Origin of the sequence: Marinospirillum alkaliphilum DSM 21637 (assembly GCF_900119735.1) — a bacterium.
GTDB classification, from domain to species: domain Bacteria; phylum Pseudomonadota; class Gammaproteobacteria; order Pseudomonadales; family Halomonadaceae; genus Marinospirillum; species Marinospirillum alkaliphilum.
Genome location: NZ_FPJW01000010.1, coordinates 62,562 through 81,101, shown reverse-complemented (window position 1 = coordinate 81,101; position 18,540 = coordinate 62,562). Strand labels below are relative to the sequence as shown.

The following is an 18,540-nucleotide window of genomic DNA, read 5'->3' as shown; positions in this document are numbered from 1 at the left end:
CCGTTGAGGCCAGATAGCTCAGTCGGTAGAGCAAGGGATTGAAAATCCCTGTGTCGGCGGTTCGATTCCGCCTCTGGCCACCAACAAATTCAGGATCAGTGTTGGGGTATCGCCAAGTGGTAAGGCACCTGGTTTTGGTCCAGGCATTCGGGAGTTCGAATCTTCCTACCCCAGCCATCCTGATCTCTCTTTTTCTCCCCTGTAATACCCTGAAGCCGGTATAGCTCAGCTGGTAGAGCAACTGACTTGTAATCAGTAGGTCCCGGGTTCGATTCCTGGTGCCGGCACCAAAAGCATCATCGCTTCAAAGCAGCCGCTCTGCACCAACCTCCATATTCCGCGCAGCTTGACCGCAACCAGTCACTCCAGATCCTGCAACAATCTCTGCGCGCATGCATAACGCTTGTGTCACGCTTCCTTGAAGCAGCTGCTAGACTGAAATCTAAACCGGCATTCCTGCCGTTTCAGGAGACCAGTCATGAATGAAGAAATGCTCTGGACCCATCACGACCACTGCCCTTATTGCGGTAGCCCCTTGCAGTTGGCCATAGATACTTCGGCAGGCAGCCATGAATGCGTAGAGGATTGTGACACCTGCTGCGCACCCATCAATGTTGAAGTCAGCATTGATCACAGCGGTGAAGTAAGCAGCGTTTATCTGCGACGGGAAAACGATTGAGCAGGGCTTGTGTTAACGCCTTGTCGCCCTCATATTCTTTTGCAATGCGGCCAGCCCGCTCCATTCGTTTTTGCCTGCAGGAGTTTTCATGAGCAGCAATCGTCACAGCAAACTGATCATTCTCGGCTCCGGGCCCGCCGGTTACACCGCCGCAGTCTATGCCGCTCGCGCCAACCTGAAACCCCTGCTGATCACCGGCATGCAGATGGGCGGCCAGTTAACCACCACCACTGAAGTTGACAACTGGCCGGGCGACGACCAGGGCGTGCAAGGACCGGAATTGATGGAACGCATGCGCCGCCATGCCGAGCGTTTTGAAACCGAAGTGCTGTTTGATCACATTCACAGCGTTAACCTGCAGCAGCGCCCCTTCACCCTGCAGGGCGACCAGGGCAGTTACACCTGCGATGCCCTGATCATTGCCACTGGCGCCAGCGCCCAGTACATCGGCTTGCCCAGCGAAGAGGCCTTTATGGGGCGCGGTGTGTCCGCCTGCGCCACCTGCGACGGCTTCTTTTACAAAAACCAGGATGTGGCGGTGGTAGGCGGCGGCAACACTGCCGTGGAAGAAGCCCTGTACCTGTCCAACATTGCCCGCAAGGTGACATTGATTCACCGGCGTGACAGCCTGAAATCAGAGAAGATCCTGCAGGACCAGCTGTTTGAGAAGGCCCGCAGCGGCAATATCGAAATCCTCTGGAACCATCAGCTGGAAGAAGTGCTGGGGGATGCTTCCGGCGTCACCGGGCTGAAGCTGAAATCCACTGAAGATGGCAGCAACCGTGAAATTCCGGTGATGGGCGTATTCATTGCCATCGGCCACAAACCCAATACCGATATGTTTGCCGGGCAACTGGCCATGAACAACGGTTACATCAAGGTGCAGTCCGGCCTGAACGGCAATGCCACCGCCACCAGTGTGGAAGGTGTGTTTGCCGCCGGCGATGTCAGCGATCACATTTATCGCCAGGCCATCACCTCGGCTGGAACCGGCTGCATGGCAGCACTGGATGCAGAGCGTTACCTGGATGCACTGGCCTGATAATCCAGCAACCACTGCATGGCTTCAGTCAGCCCGGACGGGCGCTGATGCCGTGCAGCACCATAACCCTGATTAAACACCGTAAAATACTGCTGCAGCACTTCTGCTGCCTGCAGATCACCCGACAGCTTCAACAGCTCAATACCCACCTCTGCAGTACACAGGTGCTGCTCTGAAGCCGGTTTGCGCAGGCGATAATCCGTTTTCTGCTCGGTGCGCAGCGGCAATACCGGCAAATGATCCATCCAGGGGCTTTTGCGGAACATGCGCCGCGCCTGCCGCCAGGTGCCATCCAGCAACAGGAATACCGGGCGACGTTGCTCCTGCCCTTGTCGAGCCGAAGTGAAGTCCACCACGCGGTGCTGATAATCCGGCTGGTCGTCCGGGAAGATGATAAAGGGCTGGTAGGCCGGGTCCTGCAATAAAGCCAGCAGTTCTGCCGGAGGCTGCATGCGATCCCAGGCAAACACCCGGGTATCAGCCAGGGTATCACCGATCAGGCGCGCGGTATTGGTGGGCTTGTTCACTTCCTCGGTGTGCATCAACACCCAGAACTGAGCACTGGCCAGCACCTCGGTGCGGAAACGGCAGATGCAATAATCCTTCGGCATGCGACAGCCGTCACAACGGCGCACAAAACTGCCGCGCGCCCGGAAGGGGCGACGCGGGAAATCACGGGGAGAATCAGCGATGCGGCGCACCTCCTGCTCAAAGGCAGAAGGGGGTGGAACAGGAACGTCAGCGGTCATCTTTTACCTTGATGCGACTCCAGTGCCCGGCCAGCAAGGCACCGGAAATATTGTGCCAGACACTGAACAGGGCACCGGGCAGGGCTGCCGCGGCGCCGAAATACTTGGCGGCCAGGGCTGCAGCCAGTCCGGAATTCTGCATGCCCACTTCAATGGCAATTGTACGGCATTCCCGCTCATCACACTTGAGGAATTTTGCGCCGTAATAACCTGCCGCCAGGCCGGCCAGATTGTGCAACATCACCGCCAGTGCCAGCACCGGAGCCAGTGCAGCAATGCGACCGGCATTCAGACTGACCACCAGTGCAATCACCAGCAGAATGCACAGCATTGAACCAGTGGCAAAAAGGGTGTCGGACTTGCGCAGCAGACTATTAAATACCCGGTTGCAGATCACCCCAAACACCACTGGCAACACTACAATCATGGCAATGTCCTTCATCATGTCGATCACTGGCACCTCCAGCGCCTGCCCTACATACAAACGGGTCAGCAGCGGCGTGGCCACAATGGCAACCAGCGTGGACACCAGCGTCATGGTGATCGACAAGGCCACCCGCCCACCGGCCAGATAGGTCATCACATTGGATGCCGTACCGCCCGCCGTGGCACCAACCAGCACCATGCCAGCGGTCAGTTCCGGTGACAGCAACAATGCCTTGGCCAGAATCCAGGCCACCAGCGGCATCAATAAAAACTGAATACTGGTTCCCAGCAGCACCTTGTGGGGCTGGGTGAACACCCGTACAAAATCAGCCGGGGTCAGTGTCAGCCCCATGAAAAACATGATCAGGGCCAGCAGGTAAAACAGCAGGTCCTGCAGCGTAATCAACGGCAGATCACCGAGACCAAGAAAAATCTGGGGTTGAAAGTAAGCGAGTGTGGCAAACAGCAGTGCCCAGAGTGGGAACATCTGGTTGAACTGCTTCAGGGCCTTGGTCATGTTGCGGATTCCTTGTCTGGGTCAGTGCTGCAGCTGAGCCTTTAACTGCCAGAGTTGGTGGCCGCTGCGTGCATATTTAAGCTCAAAGGGTGTCAGGGGCTCATCCCCCATCTCAACCGGGTTTAAATCGGCAGCCACCCCCAGAAACTTCAGCGCCTGTTGCATTTCTCCAACATAAAGTTTCCAGTTGCTACGACACTCCAGCACACCACCCAGCGCCAGCAGATCCGGAAACACCGGATGACCATGCCAACGCAGCTTGAGATCCTTCTTTTTGGGGTAGGGGTTGGGATACAGCAGAAAGTGATAGTCCGGTCGCCAGCCTGCCTGTCTCGCCAAGCGCCAGAAATCCACCAGATCAGCACGCACCAGCAAGGCGTTGTCCGGCAACTCACCCCACTGGCGTTGCAGGCGATGTTCCGAGCGATCCACACCGATCACCAGATGCTGTGGAAAACGTCGCGCCAGCAGCCGTGTGCTGGCACCCACACCACAACAGGAATCAAGGATCAGTGGCCCGCCATGCTGCTGCAGGCGTTGATCGGCTTCGACAAAGGCAGCCACATTAAAATCGGCCAGAGGTTTCTGAAAGGGGCTGGTGCAATGTCGCCGCACCACGGTTTCAAGCTGATCATGCAGCCCGGTCTGATTGCTGATGACCGGGCGCGAGTTATTGTCTTCAGGCATGCAGCAGCTCGAACAGCTCCTGGAACTGCCTGGTTAACTTGTGATTGGGAGCATAGTGAGTCAAAGGACGAGACACCTGATGCGACTCACGCATCTTTACGGAGCTGGTCAGATGCACTGGCAATACCGGATGCCCCTCTGCCATCAGCTCATCAATCAACTGACGCGGCAAACGCGCCTGAGCATTGAACTGATTCACCACAATCCCTTCAATGTCCAGATCACCATTGTGATCCTGCTTCAGCTCATCAATGGAGGCTTTCAGGGAATACAGGGCCTGACGTGAGAAGGCATCACAATCAAAAGGAATCAGGCAGGACTGGGCGGCAATCAGTGCCGAGCGCGAAAAGAAGTTCAGTGCCGGTGGTGTATCAATCCAGATGAAGGGATAAACCTCATTCAGCGCCTGCAAGGCTTCCTTCAGCTTGTAGATCTTGTAGCGGGATTCGAGTTTGGCTTCCAGACTTTCCAGCTCGGGATGAGCCACCAGTACATAGAGGTTCTCATAGGGTGTGGCATGCACCAGGTCACCCAGGGTTTTACGGCCACCCCCCAGGGTCAGCGCCTGTTCAAAAAAGTCAAACATGCTGCCATCCATTTCATGCGCCGGCTGACCGGTGAGGTAATGACTGGAGTTGCCCTGCGGGTCCAGGTCCACCACCAGGGTCGGATGCCCCTGGGCAGCACTGATGGCAGCCAGATTACAGGTGATACTGGATTTACCGACCCCGCCCTTCTGGTTGAACACAACTCTGCGCATGTCTCTTCCCTCTGATCCGATTGGATGAAGCTGTCATGGAAGAAAATCTTAGCACCCTTCCATGCCGCACTGCCACATGAAGGACACCCTCAGCGGCAAGTGTTACCAAAAACCACACCCGGATGCAGAGCCACTTTAACAACACCCTTTCAGCGTTTGAAAAATCATCCTTAAGAGTGATAGCTGCATACCAGGTCGAGGACCAGACTTAGGCGTACATCATTCAAACGCCTGTTTACATACCAATATTATGCATGCATAGCACGCTCCTGGCTGAAACAGGCAGTGAATAGCCACACCAGACAACAACACCAGATAACAACAAGAGGTGAGCATCATGAGTCAAAAAATTCACCGCAGAACCGGAATGCTGAAATCCGGCCTGCCCCGTCTCAGCCTGATCGCCCTGGCGGTTGCCGGGTTATCACAAGCCCAGGCTGCCCAGTTTGAATTGGGTGATGTCAGTGTCCGAGTCGACTCCCAGATTGCCGTTGGCTCCAGCTGGCGCACCCAGAATCGCAACAATGATTACATTGCTCGCGGCACCCTTGAGGCCATGGGCAAAAACCCCAGCAGCAATGCCTCTTATCAGGGCCACAGCTCCAGTAACACCGATGATGGCAATATGAACTTTGACAAGGGCGATGCCTTCTCCCAGACCATCACCGGTAATCACTCCCTGAGTTTTTCTCATGCCCAGTACCGCAACTATGGCGCCAACCTGAGCTTCCGCTATTGGTATGACCGTGCCCTGAGCGACCTGAGTGGTTCTCCATCCAGTGCTGACATGGTTGACGACTGGAAGGGCACCACAGCCTTTGATGATGCCAAAAGCGGCATTGAGCTGATGGATGCTTATGTGTGGGGTGATTTTGATGTGATGGGTCGCCCGGCACAGCTGATTTTTGGTCGCCATGTACTCAACTGGGGTGAAAGCACCTTTATCCAGGGCGGTCAGAACGTTGCCAACCCGATTGACGTGCAGGCCCTGCGTCGCCCCGGTGCCGAACTGCGTGACGCACTGCTGCCGGTGACCATGCTGTCCGGCTCCATCACCCTGGATGACAACGGCGCCTTTACCCTGCAGGGTTATTACCAGCTGGAATGGCAGCGCACTCGTGCCGATGCCTGCGGCACCTTCTTCTCCAACAATGACTTTGCATCAGAAGGCTGTGGGCCGGTGTATTACCAGTCGGGCATTTCCGAGCAGAACAATCTGGATGGAAGCCTTGCAGGTACTCCTTTTTCCGGTCTTGCAGCAGCCTACACAGGAACAGGTGGCGACAGTCGCGACGCAACCATTGCTGAGCGGGCATCAGATCGTGAAGCAAGCAACTCTGGCCAATTCGGTATTGCACTGAAATGGTATGCTGAACAACTTAACGGCACAGAGTTCGGCTTTTATTTCCAGAATATTCATAGCCGCCTACCCTATGCTGGCGGCATTGTAAGCTCCGGCTCTGATGGTGCAGTCGCCGCTAATGCAGCAACTGGTGGTGCACTCGGGGCCACGGGCGGCGATGATCCAACACGCTACTTCATCGAGTTCCCGGAAGACCAGAAGGTTTTCGGTATTTCATTTGCCACCCTGCTGCCTTCAGGTACAGCTTGGTCCGGTGAGTTCACCTACCGTCCTGATGCCCCAATTCAGATCAATGCCAATGACGTGCTGGTTCGTGGCTTACTGGGCAACCTCGGCTACGACCCTGCAGTACACAATAGCAATACCACTCCCATCTACGGATCCTTACTACAGCGCCTTCCTTCCGAAATCCGTGAGCTGGAAGCCGGTGAACAGAAGGGTTACCGTGAGTTTGATGTTTTCCAGTTCCAGACCACCTTCCTGCATGACTTCAACCGGGTACTGGCTGCAGACAACCTGCGCCTGATCGGTGAAGTGGGTTTCACCTATGTCAACGATCTGCCCAGCACCGATGAAATCCGCTTTGGGCGCTCTTCCGTTTATGGTTCCTGGGGCAAGGAGGATTCTGCTGACAGCTTGGATCCTGACGTGGTATTTGCCGACAACGGCTATGTCACTGAGTTCTCCTGGGGCTACCGCATTGCCGCTCAGCTGGAATACACCAATGCTCTTGTGGGTGGTCTGACGCTGAAACCAACAGTCACCTGGAGTCATGACGTGAGTGGTTATGGTCCGGAGCCGGGCAGCCAGTTCTACGAAGGCCGCAAGATTCTGGGCACAGCCCTGAGCGCCGAGTACATGAACACCTACTTCGGCAGCCTGAGCTACACCCACTATTTCGACACCGATTACTGGGATCTGGATGACCGCAATTTCATCAGCCTCAGTGTTGGCATGAACTACTGATTCCACGCACAGAATTGAAGGACAGCATCATGAAAACAAAAACACGCAATCTGAATCTGAGTGGGCTGGCAGCAGCCCTCCTCACCGCTGGACTGCTGGCTACTACCGCTACAAGCAGTCTGCAGGCTGCCGAGCGCCTCGGCGGCAACCAGCTGACACCCATGGGTGCCGAGCGCACCGCTGGTGCCAACGGCCGTATCCCCGCCTGGAACGGCGGCCTGAAAGAAGGCCCGGGCAACTGGCGTCAGGGTTATGGCAATCCCTTTGCCGGTGAACAACCCCTGTATGTGATCACTGCCCAGAACTGGCAACAGCACCAAGCTCGCCTGGCTCCCGGCCAGATCGAAATGCTGAAAAAGTATCCCGATACCTTCCGCATTCCGGTTTACCCGACACACCGCACCGCCGGTTACCCCCAGGCGGTTTATGATCAGGTCAAACAGAATGCCGGCAGCGCTCGACTGGTGGATGATGGCAATGGTGTAGAGGGCTTCAGCCAGGTCACTCCCTTTCCGATTCCGAAAACCGGTGTAGAGCTGGTCTGGAACCACTCAACCCGTTACCGCGGCCCCGGTGCTGAACGTGAAGTAACGCTGGTGACACCACAGACCAACGGCAACTTCACCCCGGTGACCCTGAACGAAGAGTTCATGTTCATCGCTGACCCGGAAGAAAACAGCCTGTTCTACTTCCTGCAGTCGGTCACGGCTCCGGCACGCTTGTCCGGTACCGTACTGCTGGTGCAGGAAACCATGAACCAGGTGAAAGAGCCTCGCCGCGCCTGGATCTACAACGCCGGTCAGCGTCGTGTACGTCGTGCTCCACAGGTGGCTTATGACGGACCCGGCACTGCAGCGGATGGTCAGCGTACCTCCGATGGTCTGGATGTCTTTAACGGCGCACCGGATCGTTATGAGTGGCGTCTGGTTGGCAAAAAGGAAATGTACATCCCCTACAACTCCTACAAACTGCTGGATACCAACCTGAGCGTGAATGACATCATCCGTGCCGGTCACATCAACCCCGACCATACCCGTTATGAGCTGCACCGGGTGTGGGTAGTGGAAGGGACTCTGCGTGATGGTCAGCGCCATATCTACGCCAAACGCACCATGTTTTTTGATGAGGACACCTATCAGCTGGCCCATGTTGACCACTACGACGGTCGTGGCAACCTCTGGCGTGTTGCTGAAGGCCACATGGTGCAGTTCTGGGACGTTCAGGTGCCCTGGTATGCCGCTGAAACCATCTATGATCTGGTCAACGGACGCTACATCGTCTCCGGCCTGATCAACGATACCCGTGGCTACAACTGGGATTACAACGCACAACGCAGCAACTTCACTCCGGCGGCATTAAGCCGCGCCGGCGGACGCTGATCAGCTGGCCCTTGTTTCCGTGATGCGGGTCGCTTAGGGTATAGGCAATCCATCACGGAACTCCCGGCGGCAGCCGTTAGTGGCAGCCGCTGACAGAACAAAGGGCCTGCATGTCATCAGTGACTGACGCTCAGGGCAAGGATCCTGCATCCCTTGCCCTGCTTCCTTTCCGATTTGAACCGCCGCTGATGCCAGCTCATACCCTGGTGCGTGAGCACCTGCTTTCGCTGCTGGAGCAACAAGCCAACAAACGCCTGATCCTGTTATTGGCACCTGCCGGCGGTGGCAAAACACTGCTGCTGAGCCAGTGGATGCACAGCAAGCGCGTACCCTGCTGCTGGTTCAGCCTGCAACCGGCACCGGTAAGGCCTGAACAGCTACTGACGGGATTGGTACTGGGTTTGCGGCAATTGCCAGATGCTCCCGAACGCTTAGGGCAAGCCTTGCTGGATCAAATCCAGTTGATGCCTGTGCAGTCAGCAGCGTCTTTTTCTGCTGAAACCCTGCTCAGCCAGCTATTGCCCGAACTGACCCCCTGGTTACCTGAGTCCTGCCATCTGATTCTGGATGGTGTCGAGCAGCTTGATGCATCCAGTACACCCCTGCTGCAGCTGCTGATTGAAGGCTTGCCATCCGGTATCAGTCTGGTGCTGGCCAGTCGGCAACCCCTGCCGTTTTCGATCCATCACCATCAGTTGCAAGAGCAGGTCTGCTGCATCAGCCACCAGCAACTGGCTTTCAGCGCTGATGAAATCAACCAGTTATTCAGCCAGCTCAACAAGCGGTTGCAGTTACCCGATATCAACGACCTGTATCAACAAACCCGGGGCTGGCCAGCCGCCATTCGCCTAGTGTCCCAAACCGGGGATTTCTCACTGCTGGATCACTGGTTACAGCAAGAGGTGCTCCTGCACTTGCCACCTGAACAACAGCATTTACTGGCCTGGTTATCAGTATTACCACCGGTTTCCGCCGATTTACTGAAAGAGTTGGTGACAGACGCTCAGCCCGATCAACTGGAAAACCTGCATCACAGTGGTTTGCTGCTTTGTTTGCAGGATGCCGATCAGGCACCTCGTTATACCCTGCATCCCTTGCTGCTGAAATGCCGTTCCCTTGTGCAGTACCTGCCACACCAGAGTATCAACAGTCAGTTTCATCAACGGGCTGCCCATGCGCTGGAGCGCCACGGCTGGTTTTATGCCGCCACCCAGCAGGCATTTCTGGCCGGGGAACCGCAACTGCTTGCCAAGCTGATGGAACAGCTGGCCTGCTGGCTGCTGCAAGGCCGTTCAGCCCATGAATACCTGCAGTGGAAAACCCTGCTTGGCCCCGAGCAGTTACAGCAATCGCCCCAGTTGACCCTCGCTTGCTGCTGGGCTCAACTATTGAATGGACAGTTTGAAGGGCTGGAGTCGCTACTAAACACCCTGCCGGACAGGCTGAGCACCGAACGCAACCTGCTGCACTGCTGGCAACAAGCACTGCCCGGACAAACCACCGACGCATTGAATCAGACACAAAACCATCTGCTGGCCTTGTATCCGCAGCTGCAGCAAAGCCTGCCGGAAATTCGTGTACAGGCACTGCATCTGATCACTCGCCTGAAGCTTATTAAAGGCCAGCTAAAAGCTGCACGCGGTTTCAATCGTGAAGCCATGATGCTGGCTCATCGCGCCAGAAGCCCGGAGCTGGAGTATTTACTGGTTGCTGACCATGCCTGCATTGAAATCAGCAAGGGCCATCTGCAACTGGCTGACCACCTGTTACAACAAGCACGCCGCCAACCTTGCCAGCAACCCATACCACAGGGTTATCTGCTGTTACTGCAAGGTTATGTCTACTGGCTGCAAGGCAAGTGCGACCTTGCTGCAACCCATCTGCAACAAAGCCTGTCGCTGCTGCAACCCGCCAATGACTTGCACCTGATCAGTTGCCAGCTGGTGCTGTCACTGAATGCCCGCGCCCAGGGCCTGCATGAAGCTGCGTTTGACTGGATCAATGAAGCAGAACGCACGCTTCACTTGCAGCATCCGGCATCATCCGCCTGGCAGCCCATGATCACGGCACTCAAGGCCAGCCTGTGGCTGGATCAGGGTAAAAGTGAGCTGGCTTTAACCTGGCTGCAACAGCTGGTCAACCAGCCGCAACCCCAGCCACTGCTGCAGCTGCCCTTGCAACAACAGCTGCTGCAACTGCTGCATGCCCGTGCCTTGCTGGCTCATCGCCGTTACCCTCAGGCACTGGAGCAACTGACAACACTGCAGCAGCAAGCCACGGAGTATCCTGCTGCCGGGCTGTTTATCCTGACCCACAAGGCCCAGGCACTGAAACACAACCGCCAGACCAGTGAAGCACTCAGCTGCCTGCGAGAAGCCTTGCAACTGGCCATGCAAGAAGACTTTTGCATGCCATTCATGGGGGCCGATGCCAGCCTGCAGGAATTGTTGCAGCAGTTGCGAGAACAGCTCACCACCGGTTCTGACCTGCAAGCCTTTGCTCAGCGCCTGCTGGATCAGATTCACCAGCGCCGCAGCACACCTGCCGACCCCACTCGCCCCGTGGAAGCCTTATCCAGCCGCGAAGAAAAAGTGCTGTTGCTGGTTGCGGAAGGCCTGCAGAACAAAGAGATAGCCGAGCGTTTATTCATTTCCCTGCACACGGTCAAAACCCACTTGCGCCATATCCTGCACAAGCTGGATGTACGCTCCCGCACTCAGGCTGTTTCAAGAGCCCGTGAACTGCGACTGTTATGACCGGCTCATCTTCATAGCCCGTTTTAAACAGCAATGTTAAGATAGCGCCAGTCACTGATTTCGAGGGTCGTCTTTTGTCACATCTTCCTGTCATCATCGGTATGGGCGGCGTCAGCCCTGCAGGACGCACATCCGGTCACCACGCCTTTCGGCGCATGCTGCTTGATCAACTACCCGCACAGGAACAACAGGCCAGCCTGCTGTCTCTGATCAGTCTGACAGGACTGGCTCGAAAGCAGTCAGCAGCTGACCAGTGGTTGACCCATGATGGCCAACAACTGAACAGCGCCGCTGTCACGGCCCTTTATCGCCAGCAGTTGCTGGACAACACCCTGATCCGCCGCATTCATCCAGACTGGTTTGATGTGCATGCCCATCCCGGCAGCCGTGCCATCACGCTGCAACCGGGTGAAGATCCCATCTGCTTCCGCCTGCGTCGTCGTCAATTGCCAGAGCGCATCCCGGTCCACTGGCAATTGCGCGATGTGTCCGCCACGGAAGTGGAAGTATTGGTAACTGCCGCCCAGGACATGCTGATCGATGACCCGCGGGAAGCCCTGGTACAGGCCGCTGGCCTGCTGCCGACCGGTTTTGATCCGGGTGCCCACTACCGCAGCGCCAACCACCCCCGCGCCTTGCAGATGGCGGTGTTTGGTGCGTCTGACCTGCTGGGTCAGACGGGCATTGAATGGCAAGTACTGAGCAGCCGGGTACGCCCGGATCAGATCGGGGTCTTTGCCAGCAATTCAATTGGTCAACTGGATCAGGAAGGCTGGGGCGGACTGCTGCAGAGTCCCGTAACCGGCAAACGCACCACTTCCAAACAGATGCCGCTGGGTTATGCCCAGATGACCGCCGACTTCATCAATGCCTACATGCTGGGCAACATCGGTCAATCCAGCGGCCTGCTGGGTGCCTGCGCCACCTTCCTGTACAACCTGCAGGCAGCCACCAACGCCATACGTTCCGGCCGTCTGAAAATCGCTTTAGTAGGCACCTCCGATGCACCGGTCACACCGGAAATCATTGAAGGTTTCCGTGCCATGGGTGCACTGGCAGACAACATCAGCCTGCGCACGCTGGATGGTGTTGAACAGCTGGAAGACAGCCATTACCGTCGTGCCTGCCGCCCCTTTGCAGATAACTGCGGCTTCACCATTGCTGAATCCGCCCAGTTCACCCTGCTGGTTGCCGACGACCTGGCGATTGAAACCGGCGCACAGATCCTCGGCTCAGTACCCGAGGTATTTGCCAATGCTGATGGTTTTAAACGCTCCATTTCGGCACCGGGCATCGGCAACTATCTGACGCTGGCCAAGGCCGCTGCACTGGGCCGCAGTCTGCTGGGTGAAAAAGCCCTGCGTGAACGCAGTTTTATCCATGCCCATGGCACCAGCACACCCAAAAACCGTGTCACTGAATCCCATGTCATCAACGAAGTTGCCAAGGCCATGGGCATTGAGTCCTGGCCAGTGGCTGCCATCAAAGCCTTTGTTGGTCACTCACAAGGCACTGCAGGTGGCGACCAGTTCATGAGCGCACTGGGCACTTGGTCCGAAGGCTGGCTGCCGGGCATCACCACCGTGGAAAACTTTGCCTCGGACATCCATGCTTCCAACCTGTTGCTGAGCAATCAACACCGGGAAGTGGGCCAGCAAGGTATGGACATGGCGCTGCTGAATGCCAAGGGTTTTGGTGGCAACAATGCCAGTGCACTGCTGCTGGCACCACACATCACTGAACAGATGTTAACCCGCCGTTATGGGCAACAAAGCATGGCGGACTACCGCCGCAAACTGGAGCAGACACGGGTCAGCAGCCAGGCACATGAACAGGCATTCAGTGCCGGTCAGTTTGAGCTCAACTACCAGTTCGGTGAGAAGGTGCTGGAGGGTGAAGAACTGAGCATCAGTTCTGACAGCCTGAGCATTCCAGGTTACCCACAACCGGTTAATCTGAAGCTGAAAAATCCCTTTGACGATATGTTGTAAACAGTGGCTGGATTGCTGGCGTCAGGGAAAGATTACAGTTGCCAAAAGGCGTGGGAATGCCGTTAAATATCCCGGTTACACAAGGCTACATACCAGGAAGCCCTGCACCTGAGCCTTTTCATTGATCAACGGGAGTAATTTATGAGCCTGGAACTGCTGAACCAGCTTGAGAACAAAGTTCAGACCACTCTGGAATCGCTGGAGATGCTGCGTCTGGAAATGGATGAGCTGAAGCAGGAAAACGCTGCGCTGAAGGAAGAAAAACAGGCCTGGGAAAATAAACTGGGGCAGTTGTTGGACAAGTTCTCCGAACTGGAAAATCTTGCTGATGACAGCACCACCAGCCCAGAGCAGCCTGCTACCAGCACTGCCAACTGGTAAGCTCCCGCTTTAGCCCTGCAGACCCGTTTTAACCCTGCTGATGATCCAGTTGCAGACTCATCAGCAGGGCGTCTTCAAAGCTGTCATCCGCATCCAGCACCGGGTAATAGCCCCTGCGCCGCCCATCCTCCACAAACCCTCGCGACTGATAGAGTGCTATTGCAGACTCATTGGATGCCCGCACTTCCAGCAACATGCGCTCACTATGCAATTCCCGGCTTTTGATCACTGCCTGGTCCAGCAACATGGCTGCCAACCCCTGGCGACGCTTTTCCGGTGCCACCAACAGGTATAACAGCTCCGTTTCCAGATAGCCCATGCGCAGCACCAGCACCGCCAGCAACACGCCATCCAGTCGCGCACCCAGCACCCAGTCATGCATCAAACTGCTACGCCAGGACTCCTGCCGCCAGGCATGAGGATCAGAGCGGGCGGCAAGATGACAAACCTCATCCAATGCTGCTGCATCCAGCAACTCCAGTTCATACAAACTGGCAGCGGCCATTACACCACCACACTGGAAGCAGCAAATGCCGCACGCAGACCCGACTCACCAGCCTCCTGCCAGAAAGACTGCTTTAAAACCGGTTGCTGCAACAGCTGATGCAAGGCTGGTGCCTGATAGACATCCCGCTTTAACAGCCTGTGACGCTGTGAACCGGCTTGCAACTGTGCAGCACTACGCTCACCAAAACACAACACACCGCCCAGTTGTACAGAACGATAACGTGCACCGCCCAGAAAAGCCTGCAAAGCCATGCTCAGCTCACCCTCATCGGATGGCAGCACAGGCACGCCAGGCAACGGCCAGACAAATCTTTCTTGTGAAGCAATGCCCAGACCACCGGGATAAAAAGCCAGCAACAACTGCTGCAACAGGCGTAATTCCGCCTCATTCAAACCGGTTGCGGGCTGAGCTGCCTCCAGTACCAGTTGCCAGCCATTGGCCAGCAGCCAGATATCCACCTGCAGGGGTTGCACAGGTTGAACCACCTGGCGGCTTGCCTGCCGGGCAAGGGCTGCAACCTGCTCTACCACCGCCGCCTCTGCCTGGGGCTGATCTGCAGTTGACAAGATGGGAGATACCGGTGGGGATGGCGGTGGCGATAACGGTGCCACCGTGTTTTCAGTATGGGGCGCAGTGTCCAGGCGCAAATCGACCATCTGCTGTTGCAGACGCTCACGACCGCTGAGCACCGGAGCAGGTGTCGGCCAGTCACAGGCCACACTGACTGCAGCACCTGGCAGGCGAACGCGCGGCACCCATAAACGGGTGCCCATCACCTGCAGGGTGGCATAACGCTGCTGAGCGCTGAGAGTGGACATTCAGATTCCGGTACCCTGTGGATGAGTCCGCTCAACACTGGTCTGCAGGGCATTCAAGGCGTTGATGTAGGCCTTGGCAGAAGCGATCACGATGTCGGTATCGGCACCCAGTCCGTTAACAATACGGCCACCACGTGCCAGGCGTACGGTCACCTCGCCCTGAGAGTCGGTGCCGGAGGTGATGGCATTGACCGAATAAAGCTCCAGTGAGGCACCACTGCTGATGACACTTTCAATCGCCTTGTAGACCGCATCCACCGGTCCGGAACCTTCTGCCTGGGCATTCTGTTCCTGACCTTCCACATTCAGCACCACCTGGGCCAGGGGTGTTTCACCGGTTTTGGACTGCACTTCCATCGCCACCAGCTGTACATGCTCGGCAGCCGCCGCCGCACGGGTGTCGGTCACCAGCGCCTGCAGGTCTTCATCATAAATTTCGTGTTTTTTATCAGCCAGTTGCTTGAACAGGATAAAAGCGTTGTTCAGCTCCTGCTCGGTGGCAAAACTGATGCCCAGTTCCTGCAACCGGGTACGGAAGGCATTCCGGCCGGAGTGTTTGCCCAGCACAATGGCGTTGGTGTGCCAGCCGACATCCTGAGCTTTCATGATTTCATAGGTTTCACGGTGTTTCAGTACACCGTCCTGGTGGATGCCGGACTCATGGGCAAAGGCATTTTTGCCGACAATCGCCTTGTTCGGCTGCACCGGGAAACCCGTCACGGTGGAGACCAGTCGGGAGGTTGGCACGATGTGTACCGGTTCAATGCGGGTTTCCACACTGAACACATCCGGGCGGGTGCGCACCGCCATCACAATTTCTTCCAGCGCCGCATTACCGGCGCGCTCACCCAGGCCATTGATGGTGCATTCCACCTGACGTGCACCGGCTTGCACCGCCGCCAGCGAGTTGGCCACCGCCAGACCTAAATCATTGTGGCAATGCACTGAAAAGATGGCCTGATCACTGTTGGGGACTCGCTCAATCAGCTGACGAATCTGCTCGGCATACAGCTCGGGAATGGCATAACCCACGGTATCGGGGATGTTGATGGTACGGGCACCGGCAGCAATGGCGGCCTCCACTATCCGACACAGGAAGTCGATCTCGGAGCGACCAGCATCTTCACAGGAAAACTCCACGTCATCCATCAGGTTGCGCGCCAGCCTGACCGCCTTGACCGCCTGCTCCACCACCTGATCCGGCTGCATCTGCAGCTTGTACTTCATGTGGATCGGGCTGGTGGCAATAAACGTATGAATCCGACCGGAAGCGGCCGGTTGCAGGGCTTCTGCCGCCCGACGGATATCGGCTTCCATGGCACGGGACAAGGAGCAGACGGTGGAGTCTTTCACGGCTGCTGCCACGGCTTTCACCGCTTCAAAATCACCTTCACTGGCAATGGCAAAACCCGCCTCGATGACATCCACCCGCATCTTTTCCAGCATCAGCGCAATGCGCACCTTTTCTTCCCGGGTCATGGACGCACCAGGGCTCTGCTCGCCGTCACGCAGGGTGGTATCAAAAATCACCAGATGTTCTTTGTTCATTACAAATCTCCTAGCTGAAGCGTCATTATCGGCGCTTCAATCAGTTATCGCCAGTCGCCACGTAATTCAGCCACCACCTGTTGCAGGCGTTCAGCCGTGGCCTGTTCGGCGGGCAGGGCCGGACCAGCCACCACCTCAACCCGTGACCAGAAGCGTCTGGGCCATTTACGAAAGGCGCGACCATTGGCTCTGGAGAACCAGGAACCCCACAACCCCCGCAAGGCCATCGGAATCACCGGCACCGGATACTGTGCCAGAATCCGTTCCACCCCTTTTTTAAAATCATGCATTTCACCATCAGTGGTCAGGCGACCTTCCGGAAAAATGAATACCAGTTCACCCCGCTGCAAGGCATCACCAATGGCTGCAAAAGCCTGCTGCAGGTTTTGTCGATCAATACGCTCGGAACTGATCGGCACGGTACCCGCCAGCTGCAAAAAGCGCTTCAGCACCGGCAGATCATGAATGTCCTTGTCGATCACAAAACGCAGCGGTCGGTGGCAGGCACCGGCCAGTAACAGGGCATCAACATAACTGACGTGATTGGCCACCACCAGTGCACCGCCACTTTCCGGAATGTGCTCCAGCCCGCGATGACGCACACGGTAAAAGCTGTGTGACAACAGATAAATCAGAAAGCGCAGCAACGGATCACGCGCCAGCCTCATGCCCAGCAGCGCCACCATCAAGGCCGTCAGGCCATAACAGGCAAAAAACAGCGGCAAGCTGATGCCCACCACACCCAGCAACAGAATACCGATCACGGCACTCAGCACCATGGCCAGTGAATTCAGCACATTCAACGCAGCAATCACCTGGGCGCGGTATTGCACCGGCGTTTTTTTCTGAATCAGGCTGTACAGGGGCACGATGAACAGACCACCGCTCACCCCTGCCAGCATCAGGTCCATCGCCAGCCGGACACCACCGACCTGCAGAAAGGTCGACAGATCACGCAACACTTCGCCACTTTCCGGCAAGGGGAAAGCCATGGCCTGACGATACAGATCCCAGGAGAATACCGCCATACCCAGCGCACCCAGCGGCACCATACCCAGCTCGATGCGACCACGTGACCAGAAACCACACAACAGGGCACCACCACCCACACCCAGTGAAAACAACGTCAGCAACAGGGTGGCCACACTTTCATCGGCATGCAGCACACTGCGAGTGAAATTGGGAAACTGGGTCAGGTAACCGGAACCCATGAACCAGAACCAGCTGATCGCCAGAATGGCCAGATAAACACTGCGGCTGGAACGAGCATAAAGCAAAACCCGGCGGGTCTGGCTGTAGATGTTCCAGTTCAGCACCAGCTCCGGATCACCGGCCGGTGCCCTGGGCACGCCCAGACTGGTCAGCACCCCCAGCAGAGCAAACACCAGCACTGCAACACCGATGATCCAGGTGGCTTCACCAGCCCAGCCGGCCAGCAGCCCACCCAACAGGGTGCCCAGCAGAATGGCCACAAAGGTGCCCATGCTGACCAGTGCATTACCGCTGACCAGCTCATCTTCAGCCAGATGCTGGGGCAACAGGGCATATTTGACCGGACCGAACAATGCCGACTGCGCGCCCATCAGAAATACCAGCGCCAGCAACAACCACCAGACCTGCAAGGTAAAAGCCGCCAGCGCCACCAGCATGATCAGCAGTTCCAGCAGTTTAATGCGGCGAATGATCAGGGATTTTTCGTACTTGTCGGCCAGTTGCCCGGCAATGCCGGAAAACAGGAAAAACGGCAGAATAAACAGCCCTGCCGCCAGATTCATCAGGATATTGATATCCAGTGTCAGGCGATCCGCTGCCGTGAAGGTGAGGGTGAACATCAGCGCAAAACGGAACACGTTGTCGTTGAACGCGCCCAGTGCCTGGGTCATGAAAAAGGGACCAAAACGTTGCTTCAACAGTAATCCCGGTCCCAACATATGCAAGTCATCCTGTTCTGATCAGTATTTAAAACGCCT

15 protein-coding genes and 3 tRNA genes are annotated in these 18,540 nt (G+C 56.6%); 10 read left to right on the top strand and 8 right to left on the bottom strand.

Features of this window, described 5'->3' with window-relative positions; genetic code table 11:
* Window positions 1-7: 7 nt before the first annotated feature.
* The 5 genes from BT114_RS12900 (at window position 8) to trxB (ending at window position 1,721) form a co-directional block, all read left to right on the top strand.
* A tRNA-Phe gene (locus BT114_RS12900) sits at window positions 8-83 on the top strand.
* 19 nt (window positions 84-102) lie between these two features.
* A tRNA-Gln gene (locus BT114_RS12895) sits at window positions 103-177 on the top strand.
* Between the two features lie 37 nt (window positions 178-214).
* A tRNA-Thr gene (locus tag BT114_RS12890) sits at window positions 215-290 on the top strand.
* 188 nt (window positions 291-478) lie between these two features.
* Window positions 479-679 (top strand): zinc ribbon domain-containing protein, encoded by a 201-nt coding sequence (locus tag BT114_RS12885; protein ID WP_072326912.1) that lies wholly within the window; start codon window positions 479-481, stop codon window positions 677-679.
* An 88-nt stretch (window positions 680-767) separates the two neighbouring features.
* Window positions 768-1,721 (top strand): thioredoxin-disulfide reductase, encoded by a 954-nt coding sequence (gene trxB, locus BT114_RS12880; protein ID WP_072326911.1) that lies wholly within the window; start codon window positions 768-770, stop codon window positions 1,719-1,721.
* Here trxB and BT114_RS12875 read toward each other — a convergent pair.
* Genes BT114_RS12875 through BT114_RS12860 form a run of 4 tightly spaced genes read right to left on the bottom strand, consistent with a single transcriptional unit; the run spans window position 1,700 to window position 4,860 of the window.
* Window positions 1,700-2,470 carry a tRNA-uridine aminocarboxypropyltransferase gene (locus tag BT114_RS12875; protein WP_084662255.1) on the bottom strand — a complete coding sequence of 257 codons (771 nt, stop codon included), beginning with the start codon at window positions 2,468-2,470 and terminating at the stop codon, window positions 1,700-1,702. The genes trxB and BT114_RS12875 overlap by 22 nt on opposite strands.
* Window positions 2,460-3,413 (bottom strand): bile acid:sodium symporter family protein, encoded by a 954-nt coding sequence (locus BT114_RS12870; protein ID WP_072326910.1) that lies wholly within the window; start codon window positions 3,411-3,413, stop codon window positions 2,460-2,462. The genes BT114_RS12875 and BT114_RS12870 overlap by 11 nt, the downstream gene beginning before the upstream one ends.
* A gap of 21 nt (window positions 3,414-3,434) precedes the next feature.
* The gene (trmB, locus tag BT114_RS12865; RefSeq protein WP_072326909.1) at window positions 3,435-4,100 is read right to left on the bottom strand and encodes a tRNA (guanine(46)-N(7))-methyltransferase TrmB; all 666 of its coding nucleotides are present in this window, start codon (window positions 4,098-4,100) and stop codon (window positions 3,435-3,437) included.
* A complete protein-coding gene (locus BT114_RS12860) occupies window positions 4,093-4,860 on the bottom strand; it encodes a ParA family protein (RefSeq protein ID WP_072326908.1) in 768 nt (255 codons plus the stop codon). The genes trmB and BT114_RS12860 overlap by 8 nt, the downstream gene beginning before the upstream one ends.
* Window positions 4,861-5,197: 337 nt before the next feature.
* Here BT114_RS12860 and BT114_RS12855 point away from each other — a divergent pair, with 337 nt between their 5' ends.
* The 5 genes from BT114_RS12855 to BT114_RS12835 all read left to right on the top strand — a co-directional run bounded on the left by BT114_RS12855 (window position 5,198) and on the right by BT114_RS12835 (window position 13,696).
* Window positions 5,198-7,189: a DUF1302 domain-containing protein gene (locus tag BT114_RS12855; RefSeq protein WP_084662253.1), complete on the top strand. Its 1,992-nt coding sequence runs from the start codon at window positions 5,198-5,200 to the stop codon at window positions 7,187-7,189.
* A 29-nt stretch (window positions 7,190-7,218) separates the two neighbouring features.
* Window positions 7,219-8,568 carry a DUF1329 domain-containing protein gene (locus BT114_RS12850; protein WP_072326906.1) on the top strand — a complete coding sequence of 450 codons (1,350 nt, stop codon included), beginning with the start codon at window positions 7,219-7,221 and terminating at the stop codon, window positions 8,566-8,568.
* A 110-nt stretch (window positions 8,569-8,678) separates the two neighbouring features.
* Window positions 8,679-11,324 (top strand): LuxR C-terminal-related transcriptional regulator, encoded by a 2,646-nt coding sequence (locus BT114_RS15295; RefSeq protein WP_072326905.1) that lies wholly within the window; start codon window positions 8,679-8,681, stop codon window positions 11,322-11,324.
* A 74-nt stretch (window positions 11,325-11,398) separates the two neighbouring features.
* Entirely contained in the window at window positions 11,399-13,315 is a 1,917-nt protein-coding gene (locus tag BT114_RS12840) for a beta-ketoacyl synthase (protein WP_072326904.1), read from the top strand.
* Between the two features lie 141 nt (window positions 13,316-13,456).
* A complete protein-coding gene (locus BT114_RS12835) occupies window positions 13,457-13,696 on the top strand; it encodes a cell division protein ZapB (protein ID WP_072326903.1) in 240 nt (79 codons plus the stop codon).
* Between the two features lie 28 nt (window positions 13,697-13,724).
* On the opposite strand, the gene BT114_RS12830 is transcribed toward BT114_RS12835, so the two are convergent.
* The 4 genes from BT114_RS12830 to BT114_RS12815 are packed head-to-tail and all read right to left on the bottom strand — an operon-like array spanning window position 13,725 to window position 18,480.
* On the bottom strand, window positions 13,725-14,201 hold the full coding sequence (locus tag BT114_RS12830) for a GNAT family N-acetyltransferase (protein ID WP_072326902.1): 477 nt from the start codon (window positions 14,199-14,201) through the stop codon (window positions 13,725-13,727).
* On the bottom strand, window positions 14,201-15,022 hold the full coding sequence (locus tag BT114_RS12825) for a hypothetical protein (RefSeq protein WP_072326901.1): 822 nt from the start codon (window positions 15,020-15,022) through the stop codon (window positions 14,201-14,203). Before BT114_RS12825 ends, BT114_RS12830 begins: the two co-directional genes overlap by 1 nt.
* The gene (locus tag BT114_RS12820; RefSeq protein WP_072326900.1) at window positions 15,023-16,570 is read right to left on the bottom strand and encodes a 2-isopropylmalate synthase; all 1,548 of its coding nucleotides are present in this window, start codon (window positions 16,568-16,570) and stop codon (window positions 15,023-15,025) included.
* A 44-nt stretch (window positions 16,571-16,614) separates the two neighbouring features.
* Window positions 16,615-18,480 carry an MFS transporter gene (locus BT114_RS12815; protein WP_245770447.1) on the bottom strand — a complete coding sequence of 622 codons (1,866 nt, stop codon included), beginning with the start codon at window positions 18,478-18,480 and terminating at the stop codon, window positions 16,615-16,617.
* Window positions 18,481-18,540 lie beyond the last annotated feature (60 nt).